Origin of the sequence: Bacillus cereus group sp. N21 (assembly GCF_016483395.1) — a bacterium.
Classification (GTDB): domain Bacteria; phylum Bacillota; class Bacilli; order Bacillales; family Bacillaceae_G; genus Bacillus_A; species Bacillus_A pseudomycoides.
Map to the genome: position 1 here is coordinate 1 of NZ_JAEHBX010000447.1, position 232 is coordinate 232.

Genomic DNA, 232 nt, shown 5'->3' on the forward strand with positions numbered 1-232 from the left:
GGCCCGATGAAACCTTGGCAACAGCCGTATAACGGAATTGTGCCAAATCCTGCAGGTAATAATCCTGAGAGATAAGAAAGAGCCTTTAGAGCGTGTTTTCAAACTGCTCCTTTCTTATTTTCAGGAAAGGGGCAGTTTTTTATTTTGTATAAAAGAAAGGAGAATGAGAGATGGGAGAATCATGGGGAAAAGGAACGATTTGTGTGCAAGGTGGCTATACACCAAAGAATGG

1 riboswitch is annotated in these 232 nt (G+C 41.8%).

Going from position 1 to position 232, the window contains the following annotated elements:
* Positions 1 to 78: riboswitch (SAM riboswitch) on the top strand. This riboswitch is flagged as partial in the annotation.
* Between the last annotated feature and the right edge of the window lie 154 nt (positions 79 to 232).